The sequence below is a fragment of the Cryobacterium sp. N22 genome, from assembly GCF_002929555.1.
In the GTDB taxonomy this organism is placed as follows: Bacteria; Actinomycetota; Actinomycetes; order Actinomycetales; family Microbacteriaceae; genus Cryobacterium.
Map to the genome: position 1 here is coordinate 120,811 of NZ_PJJP01000030.1, position 10,759 is coordinate 131,569.

General features: G+C 70.0%; 11 protein-coding genes and 1 tRNA gene. 2 read left to right on the forward strand and 10 right to left on the reverse strand.

Annotation, left to right across the window (positions count from 1 at the left end):
• Window positions 1-67 precede the first annotated feature (67 nt).
• The 6 genes from CXY76_RS06695 to topA form a co-directional block, all read right to left on the reverse strand.
• Window positions 68-143 (reverse strand) — tRNA-Thr (locus CXY76_RS06695).
• 52 nt (window positions 144-195) lie between these two features.
• Entirely contained in the window at window positions 196-834 is a 639-nt protein-coding gene (locus CXY76_RS06700) for a TetR/AcrR family transcriptional regulator (protein WP_104163460.1), read from the reverse strand.
• 3 nt (window positions 835-837) lie between these two features.
• On the reverse strand, window positions 838-2,340 hold the full coding sequence (locus tag CXY76_RS06705) for an alpha/beta hydrolase (protein ID WP_104163461.1): 1,503 nt from the start codon (window positions 2,338-2,340) through the stop codon (window positions 838-840).
• Between the two features lie 76 nt (window positions 2,341-2,416).
• Window positions 2,417-3,637 (reverse strand): DNA polymerase III subunit delta', encoded by a 1,221-nt coding sequence (locus CXY76_RS06710; RefSeq protein WP_104163462.1) that lies wholly within the window; start codon window positions 3,635-3,637, stop codon window positions 2,417-2,419.
• Between the two features lie 253 nt (window positions 3,638-3,890).
• Window positions 3,891-4,535: a dTMP kinase gene (tmk, locus tag CXY76_RS06715; protein ID WP_233199615.1), complete on the reverse strand. Its 645-nt coding sequence runs from the start codon at window positions 4,533-4,535 to the stop codon at window positions 3,891-3,893.
• The gene (gene topA, locus CXY76_RS06720; RefSeq protein WP_104163463.1) at window positions 4,532-7,558 is read right to left on the reverse strand and encodes a type I DNA topoisomerase; all 3,027 of its coding nucleotides are present in this window, start codon (window positions 7,556-7,558) and stop codon (window positions 4,532-4,534) included. The genes tmk and topA overlap by 4 nt, the downstream gene beginning before the upstream one ends.
• 261 nt (window positions 7,559-7,819) lie before the next feature.
• On the opposite strand from topA, the gene CXY76_RS06725 reads away from it, so the two are divergent.
• On the forward strand, window positions 7,820-8,080 hold the full coding sequence (locus CXY76_RS06725; RefSeq protein ID WP_104163464.1) for a hypothetical protein: 261 nt from the start codon (window positions 7,820-7,822) through the stop codon (window positions 8,078-8,080).
• Window positions 8,081-8,104: 24 nt separating this feature from the next.
• Here CXY76_RS06725 and CXY76_RS06730 read toward each other — a convergent pair whose 3' ends face one another.
• From CXY76_RS06730 to CXY76_RS06740, 3 genes are read right to left on the reverse strand one after another with little or no spacing between them, the layout of a single operon-like run.
• The gene (locus CXY76_RS06730; protein WP_233199616.1) at window positions 8,105-8,467 is read right to left on the reverse strand and encodes an Rv3654c family TadE-like protein; all 363 of its coding nucleotides are present in this window, start codon (window positions 8,465-8,467) and stop codon (window positions 8,105-8,107) included.
• A complete protein-coding gene (locus tag CXY76_RS06735) occupies window positions 8,464-8,871 on the reverse strand; it encodes a TadE family type IV pilus minor pilin (RefSeq protein ID WP_104163465.1) in 408 nt (135 codons plus the stop codon). The genes CXY76_RS06730 and CXY76_RS06735 overlap by 4 nt, the downstream gene beginning before the upstream one ends.
• Complete coding sequence (locus CXY76_RS06740) at window positions 8,852-9,022, reverse strand: DUF4244 domain-containing protein (protein ID WP_104163483.1); 171 nt, start codon at window positions 9,020-9,022, stop codon at window positions 8,852-8,854. The genes CXY76_RS06735 and CXY76_RS06740 overlap by 20 nt, the downstream gene beginning before the upstream one ends.
• 330 nt (window positions 9,023-9,352) lie before the next feature.
• On the opposite strand from CXY76_RS06740, the gene CXY76_RS19375 reads away from it, so the two are divergent.
• The gene (locus CXY76_RS19375; RefSeq protein ID WP_158253850.1) at window positions 9,353-9,772 is read left to right on the forward strand and encodes a DUF2255 family protein; all 420 of its coding nucleotides are present in this window, start codon (window positions 9,353-9,355) and stop codon (window positions 9,770-9,772) included.
• Window positions 9,773-9,961: 189 nt separating this feature from the next.
• Here the strand turns inward: CXY76_RS19375 and CXY76_RS19380 are convergent.
• A partial coding sequence (locus CXY76_RS19380; protein ID WP_158253851.1) for a hypothetical protein occupies window positions 9,962-10,759 on the reverse strand: 798 nt, incomplete at its 5' end.

The window sequence follows — 10,759 nt, forward strand, 5'->3', positions numbered from 1 at the left end:
GGCGCGGGATAGGGTGCAAGCCCCAGTCGACCTAGAGTCGGGATGGCTTTGGCTGCCGGTGATTTACTGGGGCCGCCTATCAGAATCGAACTGATGACCTATTCATTACGAGTGAATCGCTCTACCAACTGAGCTAAGGCGGCGTGAGACCGAATACTTCCTTGCGAAAGACGCGCGGCGACACAGCATCCAAGCTTAGTCGATCGGGGAGGTCACGGTGTACAGGTCACGGAAGGACTTGGCGACCCAAGCCGACAACGGGGTGCAGTCATCCGCTTCGGCCCAGCACCGCCAGGCATGTCGGGTGGCGGCCATGGCGATCAGCGTGACCAGCAATGACCGCTGGGCGAGGGCCCGCGGGTCCTCGGCGAGGTGCGGGGCGTCGGCGGCGAGCCGGCGCTCGACGATGTGCTGCAGGCCGACTTCGAAGTTGCGCAGGGTGGCCATCCGCATCGTGAAGAGGTAGCTATTCTCCTTCATCACCGCGCGTCGCAGCTCGTGGATCTCCCGGTCGCCGTCGGTGTTCTGCAGGCTCCGGCTGATCAGCCCGGCGAGGTCGGTCATCACGTCAGCGGCGGGTCCGCCGGCGACGAAGCGCTCGATGTCGTCGTCGCAGGCCAACTCCAGCTCGTCGCCGACCAGGGCGGAGTCCTTGGAGGCGAAGTAGTTGAAGAAGGTGCGCGGCGAGATCTCGGCGAACCGGCTGATCTCCTCGACGGTCACCTTGTCGATGCTCCGCTCGGCGCAGAGGGTGAGCACGGCGCGCTGAATTTCCCGGCGGGTGGCCCGGCGCTTGCGCTCGCGCAGGCCTGGTTCGTCAGGGGCAGCGGCCATGACTCAACACATCGGGTCGGCCGCGGGCACGGTGCCGTCGATCAGGTATCTGTCGACGGCGTCGTTGACGCAGGAATTGGACTTGTTGTAGGCGGTGTGGCCCTCGCCCTCGTAGGTGACGAGCTGGCCGCTGTCGAGCTGCTCGGCCAGGTTCTGCGCCCACACGTAGGGGGTGGCCGGGTCGTTCGTGGTGCCCACAACGAGGATCGGGGCCGCGCCGGTGGCGTGGATCGCCTGGCGTTCCCCGGCGAAGGTGTGTGGCCAGCTGGAGCAGGAGATGTCGCCGTAGGCCATGTACTTGCCGATGGTGGGGGCGATCTTCTCGATCTCAACGGCCTCGGCCCGCATCGCGGTGAGGTCATCGTTGTAGGCGTAGTCCAGGCAGTTGATCGCCGTGAATGCCTCGGTGGAATTGTCGCGGTAGCTGCCGTCGGGGTTGCGGCCGTTGTAGCCGTCCGCGAACTGCATGGCCCCGTCGGCGCTGCCCTGCAGCACACCCTCGAACATGTCGCTGAGGCTGGTCCACGCCGTCGCCTGGTAGAGCGGGTAGATGATCGCGGTGAGCAACGCGTTCGCGCCGAGCTGGCGGCCGTCGGTGGCGGTGATCGGGCTGGCATCCACCGACGCCAACAACGCCGAAATCGTGGCCATGGCATCGTCGACGGTGCCGTCGAACGGGCAGGCCGAGCCCGCCAGGCAGTCGGTGAGGTAGGCGCGCAGGGCGTTCTCGAAGCCCAGCGCCTGGGTGCTGGTCACCTCGAAGTTGCTGGTGGACGGGTCGAGGGCGCCGTCGAGCACGAGCCGGCCGACCTTGTCGGGGTACAGCTCGGCGTAGGTGGCGCCGAGGAAGGTGCCGTAGGAGAAGCCCAGGTAGTTGAGTTCGGTGTCGCCGAGCACCGCGCGCATCAGGTCGAGGTCGCGGGCGGCGCTGCGGGTGTCGACCTGGCCGAGCAGGGCCCCGGTCTCCTCGCTGCAGGATGCGGCGAAGTCGGTGGCGCTGGCCTCCAGCTCCTGCACCCAGGCGTCGCTGCCGCGCTCGGCGTCGGCGAGACCGTACAGGTACTCGTCCATCTGCGCGGGTTCGTAGCAGGACACGGCCGAGGACTTGCCGACCCCGCGCGGGTCGAACCCGACGATGTCGTAGCGTTCCTGCAGGGCCGCATCGGTGGCGTAGTCGACGGATGCCTTGACGAATTCGTAGCCGGACCCGCCGGGACCGCCGGGGTTGAGCAGCAGCGACCCGAGCCGGTCGCCGGTGGCGGGCTGGCGCACCAGGGCGAGGTCGACCGAGCCGGCGGCCGGGTCCTCCCAGTCCAGCGGAGCCGACACCGTGCTGCACTGCATGCCGTCGTCGCAGTCGGACCACGCCAACACCTGGCTGTAGAAGGGTTCGAGCGGCGCGTCGACCTTTTCGCCGGTGGGCGTGGAGGTGGCCGGCGCGGACTGGGGCATGAACCACGGCACACAACCAGTCAGGCCGAGCGTCACTGCCACCGCGGCCGCCATGGTCGTGAATACGCGAGAGCGCTGGGTCACTGGGTTCCTCTTCTCTGGTGAATCCTGTGCATTACGACGGCTGCCGTCACCGTCGGATCATCGACACCAGCATGGCCTCGAGGGCCAGCGCCGGTGCCACGTTGGCTTCAATTCTCTGCCGGGCCAGGGTAATCGCATCCATCGTCGCCACGGTGGTCGCCGGCGGGCAGGCCCCGGCGGCCCGCCGCAGTTCGGGCAGCAGCTCGAGGTTGATGATGGTGCTGTCCCGGCCCAGCTGCATCATCATCACGTCGCGGTACAGCGAGGTGAGGTCCACCAGGATGCGGTCGATGCCGTCGCGCAGACTGCGGGTGGCGCGGCGTTTCTGGTCGTCTTCGAGGTTCTTGATCTGGCTGCGCAGCGCGGGCGGCACCGACTGGCCGGGTTCCACGCCGAGCGAGCGCAACACGCCCTCGCGTTCGGCGGCATCCCGCTCGATGGTGATCGCCTTGGCGTCGTCACCGGCGATGGCCAGCAGCCGGGCGGCGGCGTTCACCGCGGTGGACACCCCGGTGAGACCGAGGGCGGCGCGGAGGGTCTCCTCGCGGCGGGCGCGCGCCTCGGCGTTGGTGGCGAGCCGCAGGGCCATGCCGATGTGGCTCTGCGCCTCACGGGCGGCCCGTTCGGCGACGGCCGGCTCCACGCCGGTGCGACGGATGAGCAGCTCGGCCACGGCGTCGATGCTCGGCACCCGCAGTCGCACGGTGCGCACCCGGGAGCGGATGGTGGGCAACAGGTCGGCCTCACTGGGGGCGCAGAGGATCCACACCGTGCGTTCCGGCGGTTCCTCGAGCGCCTTGAGCAGCACGTTGGAGGTGCGCTCCACCATGCGGTCGGCGTCTTCGACGACAACCACGCGGTACCGGCCCACCGACGGGGAGTACTGCGAGCGCGCCACGGCCTCCTTGACGGAGTCCATCTTGATGATCACGCCCTCGGTGCTGAGCACGGTGAGGTCGGGGTGGGTGCGGGCGTCGACGAGCTTCTGGGTGGACTCGTCGCCCTGCGGCGTGCCGGGGCTGAGCAACGCCGTCGCGAACGCGAACGCGAGGTTGGAGCGGCCGGAGCCGGGCGGGCCGGTGATCAGCCAGGCGTGGGTCATCGAGGAGGAGATGCTGCGGGCGGCGGCGCTGGTCGTGCCGGTGGCGGCGGCATCCGGGGCGGTGTCGGGGCGCTCCAGTGTGGCGACCGTTCCCGGGCGCTCTGCGGCTGCACGGAAGATGGCGATCGCATCTGCTTGACCCGTCAGGTCGTCCCACACTGCCATTCATCAAGGCTACCCGGAGCCGGTGACAGCCGGGTGCGGTTGCCTCACCACCCGCCGAGTTGCCAGTTGGGGCGCACTGGATGCCGACCAGCGGGCATCAAGTGTCATCTCACGGCACGGCACATCCGTCGACGTGCCGCAAAGTCGCGGATGCTGGACCTCTCGACTTGCCGCATCATGCCCGTTCCCGGCGAGGCCAGGGGTGTTTTGCGGCAACTCGGGGCTCGCGGGAGGATGTGCGCTGCGGGACGCCCTAAATCAGGGCGGCGACGCGGGTGCGGATGAGCGCGGCGAGCTCGTCGACCGGCAGCGACGCATCCAGCACCAGGAAGCGGTCGGGCTCGGCGGCGGCGAGGTCGAGGAACGCGGCGCGCACGCGGGCGTGGAACTCGCCTTTCTCGGCCTCGAGCCGGTCGAAGACCTTGTTGGCGGCGTCGAGGCGGCCGCGGGCGGCGGTCTCGTCGAGGTCGAGCAGCAGGGTGAGGTGGGGCAGCAGGCCTTCGACCGCCCAGAGCGAGAGGTCGCGCACCTCGGTGCCGCCGAGGACCCGACCGGCGCCCTGGTAGGCGACGGAGGAGTCGAGGTAGCGATCCTGGATGACGATCTCGCCGCGGGCCAGCGCCGGGCGCACCAGGGTGCCGATGTGCTGGGCCCGGTCGGCGGCGTAGAGCAGGGCCTCCGCGCGGGGCGAGACCTCACCGCGGTGGTGCAGCACGATCTCGCGGATGGCGACGCCCACCTCGGTGCCGCCGGGCTCGCGGGTGCGCACCACGGTGCGCCCCTGGGCCTGCAGCCACTCGCCGAGCAGCTGCGCCTGGGTGCTCTTGCCCGACCCGTCGCCACCCTCGAGGGTGATGAACAGGCCGGGCTTGACAACATCCGTCACGGCATCCGTCACGACTGCGCGGCCGCCTGGGCTGCCTTCGCGGCCGCGGTGGCCGCCCGGGTGGCTGCGGCCTTCGCGGCCGTGGCGGCCTTCTGCTCCGGGGTGCGCTCGGCGCGCACACCCGGGGTGGCCGTTGACGTGCCGGTCTTCTTGGCCGGGGCCCGCTTGGCGGCGGTCTTCGTGGTGGCGCCGGCCTTCTTCACCGGAGCCTTCTTCGCGGCGGGCTTCTTGGCAGCCGGCTTCTTGGCGGGAGCCTTCTTGGCCGGCGACTTCTTGACCGCGGGACCCTTGGCCCGCTTGTCGGCGAGCAACTGCACGGCGCGCTCGTAGTCGACCTCTTCGACACTCTCGGCCTTGGGGATGGTGGCGTTGGTGATGCCATCCGTCACGTAGGCGCCGAACCGGCCGTCCTTGATCTTGATGGCCTTGCCGCTCTCCGGGTCGGGCTCTTCGAAGTCCTTGAGCGCGCTCGAGGCACGACGGGCGCCGTACTTGGGCTGCGCGTACAGCTCGACGGCACCGGCCAGGTCGATCTCGAAGATCTGGTCTTCGCTGGTGAGCGACCGAGTGTCGACGCCCTTCTTGAGGTACGGGCCGAACTTGCCGTTCTGGGCGAGGATCTCGGTCTGCGTCTCGGGGTCCAGGCCCACCACGCGCGGCAGGTTCAGCAGCGCCAGCGCGGTGTCGAGGTCTACGGTGGCCAGGTCCATTGACTTGAACAGCGACGCCGTGCGCGGCTTCACCGCGGCGGCGGCCTTCTTGGCCGGGGTCTTGCGCTTGGGCTTGGCCGGGGCGGCGCCGGCCGCTGCGGCCGGAGCGCCGGCGTCGGCCAGCGAGGTGACCTCGCCGGTGAGCGGGTCGATGGACTCGCCGGGACCGTCGGTGTCCGCCGGCGGCTCCAGCTCGGTCACGTACGGGCCGAACCGGCCGTCCTTGGCGACGATCTCCTTGCCGTTGTCCGGGTTCACGCCGATGACACGGTCGGTGACGACCGGGGCATCCACGAGTTCGCGGGCCTTGGCCGGGGTGAGTTCATCGGGCGCCAGGTCCGGCGGGATGTTCACCCGGCGGGGCGTGGCATCCGGGTCGGCGGTGGGGTCGGCGACCTCGAGGTAGGGGCCGTACTTGCCGATGCGCAGAGTGATGTCATCGACGATGTGGATCGAGTTGATCGAACGGGCGTCGATCTCACCGAGGTTGTCGACGACCTGGCGCAGGCCCCGGTGCTTCTCGGAACCGAAGTAGAAGCTCGTCAGCCAGTCCACCCGGTCGGCGGTGCCGCCGGCGATGCGGTCGAGGTCGTCTTCCATTTCGGCGGTGAAGTCGTATTCCACCAGGTCGGTGAAGAACTCCTCGAGCAGTCGCACCACGGAGAAGGCGATCCAGTTGGGGATCAGGGCCTGCCCGCGCGGGGTGACGTAACCACGGTCGGTGATGGTGGAGATGATCGACGCGTAGGTGGAGGGACGGCCGATGCCGAGCTCTTCGAGTTTCTTCACCAGGCTGGCCTCGGTGTACCGGGCGGCCGGGGTGGTTTCGTGGCCCTTGGCCTCCACCTCGACGAGGGTCAGTGTCTGGCCCTCCTCCAGCGGCGGCAGCTTGGACTCGGTGGGGTCGGTGGGCGCGTTGCGCTCCTCGTCCCTGGACTCCTCGTACGCGAGCATGAAGCCGCGGAAGGTGATCACGGTGCCGCTGGCGGCGAATTCGGCGAGCGCGTCGGAGGCGGCGGGGTGCGCGGCCTGGCCGGTGGGGCCCGCGGCGATGGTCACCGACGCGGTCGAACCGGTCGCATCCGCCATCTGGCTGGCGACGGTGCGCTTCCAGATCAGGTCGTACAGCTTGAAGTCGTTGCCGCGCAGGGAGCCGGACAGCGACGACGGGGTACGGAAGGTGTCGCCGGACGGGCGGATGGCCTCGTGGGCCTCCTGCGCGTTCTTGCTCTTGCCCTTGTACAGGCGGGGGCTGCTCGGCACGGTCTCGGCGCCGTACAGCGACGCGGCCTGCTTACGTGCGGCGGTGATCGCCTGCTGCGACAGCGACGGCGAGTCGGTACGCATATAGGTGATGTACCCGTTTTCGTACAGCGACTGCGCCACGCTCATGGTCTGCCGGGCGGTGAAGCGCAGCTTCCGCGCGGCCTCCTGCTGCAGGGTCGAGGTGGTGAACGGTGCGGCGGGGCTGCGGCGGTAGGGCTTGGAGGCGACCTTGGTGACCGTGATCGGCACGCCGGGCACCTTGAGGGCGTCGGCCAGGGCGAGGGCGGATGCCTCGTCGAGGGTGGCCGCGACGACCTTGGGCTTGAGCTTGCCGGTGTCGTCGAAGTCGCTGCCGGTGGCGATGCGCTCGCCGCCGAGACGCACGAGCTTGGCCTGGAAGCCGTTCTCGGCGGAGGCGCCGGGAACGAGCTGGGCGATGAGGTCCCAGTAGCCGGCGGACACGAACGCGAGGCGTTCGCGTTCGCGGTCGACGACGAGGCGGGTGGCGGCGGACTGCACGCGGCCGGCGGACAGGCCGGGGCCCACCTTGCGCCAGAGTACGGGCGAGATCTCGTAGCCGTAGATGCGGTCCAGGATGCGCCGGGTCTCCTGCGCGTCGACGAGGGCGGTGTCGAGGTCGCGGGTGTTCTGGGTGGCCGCGATGATGGCGTCCTTGGTGATCTCGTGGAACACCATCCGCTTGACCGGAACCTTGGGCTGCAGGACCTGCAACAGGTGCCACGCGATGGCCTCGCCTTCGCGGTCCTCATCAGTTGCGAGGAGGAGTTCGTCGGCGTTCTTCAGCGCCCGCTTGAGGTCGCTGACGGTTTTCTTCTTCGCGTCGGAGACCACGTAGTACGGTTCGAAGCCGTTGTCGACGTCGACGGAGAACTTGCCGAGCGGGCCCTTCTTGAGTTCCGGCGGCAGGTTCTTGGGCTCAATCAGGTCTCGGATGTGCCCGACCGACGACAAAACCTCGTATCCGTCGCCCAGATAGGCGGCGATCGACTTCATCTTGGTCGGCGACTCGACAATGACCAGCTTCTTAGTGCCTGGCACCAGACTCCTCTTTATAGGTAACGGTCTGTGAAACGACCAAGCCACACCATACACACAGGAATCGAGTGCGCGCCGACCGTGACGGCGCGGGAGTGCCCCGAATTGACTCCACGGTAGCTCGCCCACGGCGCAGGGCAAGGCTGAAACGAGTGTGCACATGTGTTCGCGGAATTCGCGGCAGAGTCGACCGACACGCGGCCGGCGGGACGCGGTTTGCGGATTGGGGGTTGCCTCCGTGGAGCACAGCCGCACAATAGAGACATGGTTACTGCAGCGCAGGGCACGTACACCGCGAAACTGACGGACGGCCCCCTCGAAGGAAAAACCGTCACCACCGAGTTCCTCGAATCCGGGGATCCCCGGCCGCGGCTCGAGATACCCGCCGACGCAACCGGCAAGCGGTACCTCTATGCCCGCGCCGCCGGTCTCGAGTTCGATTCCACCGAGCATCCCGACCAGCCCTCCGCCGTGGACTACCGCTACCTTGAGGCGCTCTTCGACGCTCCCCCGGCGACGACCTAGCCCGGCGACTGGGATTGGCCGGCGCTACGGCGCCGGGCCGGCCCGCGCCCGGGAACCGATCGGGAATCCGCCCACCGTGCGGGACACCGCGACGGTGGCGTTCGGGCCGTCCACCGAGCAGGCCGTCAGGCGGGCCCCGTTCAGCTCCGCCGCCCGCGCCGCCGTGGCGCAAGGCACCCCCGGCATGAGGCCGGAGGCGACATCAGCGGCGGCGAGCGCCGCCGCATCCGCCGCACCCTGCACGGCCTGGCCGACCGGCAGCAGGGCCAGCACCGGCACGAGCACCGCAGTCAGCGTGAACAGCGCGCCGAGCAGCGCGACCGCGAGCACCGAACCGGATCCACGCTCACCGTCCGAGGCGGGCCTGAGGATGACTCGGCGCGTCACGGGTCGGCGCTCGCGGTGTCGCTGGCGAGGGCGCAGGACCGCGCGGCGAGGGTGAGGCCCGCTGCGGCGAACGGCGCGAAAGCGCTCGGAGCAGTGAGCCGGGCGCAGACGAACTCCCCTTGGCGTTCCTCGGCGAGCGCCGTGCCGGGCGCCACCGCGGCCAGCAGCCCGGATGCCGGGCCGGCACCGTCACCGCGGGCCAGTAGCCGGGCCACGTCGGCGGCGGCATCCGTCAGGCGCACCTGCTGACCCACCACCTGCACGGCGCCCAGGCAACAGGCCAGCACCACCAGCACCGCGGGAAGCGCGGCGGCGAACTCGGCCGTGACGCTGCCCCGATCGCGATGCGGCCGGTCCGCGAGCGACGCCACGGCACCCGTGCGCTCAGCCCACGGTGAGCGCACTGCGCACCAGTTCGGTGAGGATGCCCCGCACCTCGTCGCCGCGCAGTATGACGATGAGCAGGCCGGCAAACCCGACGGCAGCCATTGTGGCCACGATGTACTCGGCGGTGGCCGCCCCGCGGTCCTCGCGCATGCGCAGGAGGGCGCGCATGCTGTTGGACCGCACCGTCCGGGTGCGCACGAGTCCCTTGCGTATTCCGGTTGCCGGGCTGGGATTGTGCCGTGCCGGAGCGGCGGCCGCCGCGCTTCTGGTGTTCTCGTCGTCTTGGGCGTTGCGCTCTGCCGGCGGGGCGGGCGGGCTGGTGAGGGTGGTCATGGTGGATCTCCTTTCGCGTGCAAGACGCGGTGTAAGCGGCGGCTCGAGTGCTGCCAGCTTGTCCGGGCGACACCGGGGGCATCACCGGCGGCAGCCTGTCGGTGCACAGTCGGTCGAAACGGCAGACTGTGGAGGAGGACCATCGGTGAGCGAGGAGGCAGTCGGGTGAGTGACCCAACACGACCGTGGTCGAACAGCGAGCTCGGTCTCGTCGATCGTGCACACGAGCTGCAGATCGCCTCCCGGCGCCCGGACGGCAGCATCCGCTCTTTTGTCACCGTATGGATGGTGCGGGTCGGCGCCGACGTGTACGTGCGGTCAGGCGCGGGGTACGGCGGACTGAGCAAGTGGTTCCCCCGGGCGCGCGATGCTGGCGGTGGGATCGTCCGCGTCGAGGATCAGGAGTGGCCGGCGATCTTCTCGCACCTCGACCCGATCGACCCCGTGCACGCGGAGATCGACAGCGCGTACCTGCACAAGTACGGCGGCAGCTTTGGCATGACCGATGCGGCCACCCACGAGCACACCCTGCGCATCACGCCGACCGCAACTGGGTATCCCCCGCTGCCGCACTCAACTCCGTAGGGATGGTGTTTCGACAGGCCCGTGGGGACGCCAGCGGTGCCAATCCGTCCACGATTGCCTCGTGAAGCTCGCGAGAGCGGCCCCGTGGTTGCCTCACCGAGCTGAAGCAGCCACTGGGCCGCTTTCGCGGAACGCGGGGTCGCGATTGGGCAGGCCCGCTCCGCTCCTCGGTGGAACAAACGAGCACCGTCATTCGAAGCTGCCGAGTGTGGAGGAGAGCACGCTGAGCAGCAGCGGGGCGACGCCGACGAGCATGAACGCCGGCAGCACGCAGACGCCGAGGGGGATCATCAGGGTCACCGCGAGGGTTTCGGCGCGCTGGTGGCCGGCGCTGCGGGCATCCCGGCGGGCCTGGTCGGCCTCGCTGCGCAGCAGCTCCCCGGCCGGAACACCGGCCCGCGCCGACAGGTCGAGCACCCTGTCGATGACGGCGTCGGCGGGCGTGGGCGCCGTGCCCGGCGGGCGCAGGCCGAAGCGTTCGGCGCTGCGCCGGGCCGTGTCGCGGGCCCGGTCGAGCGAGCCTCCCCCGGCCATACCGATGGCGGTGAGGTCGAGTTCGAGGCCGGGAGCGGCTCCCTGCACCAGCGCGGCCGAGACCAGGCGCCGGTTCCAGCGGGCCGCTACCAGCATCAACAGGGAGCCCGTGGCGAGGCAGGCGAGGCCCGGGCCGGTGAACAGCAGCGTGTGCAGGGTGTCGAAACCCAGCAGCGCACCGAACAGCAGCGCCACCAGCGGCAGCACCAGCACCATCCGTGCGGTGGCTCGCGGCCCGGTCAGGGCCACGGTCAGGTCGCGGTGCAGCTGGCCGAGGTCGCGGAACGCGGCGGCCAGGTCGCGCAGGCAGCCGGAGAGCGGCGCGCCGGCCTGGGTGGCGACGTCCCAGGCCGCGGCGAGTGCCCGCCAGGCGTCGCCGAGCAGACCGGTCGCGGGAGCGGCCGCGGCGATGGCGTCGGCCACGCTGTCACCGGCGTGCGCGGCCCGCGCGGC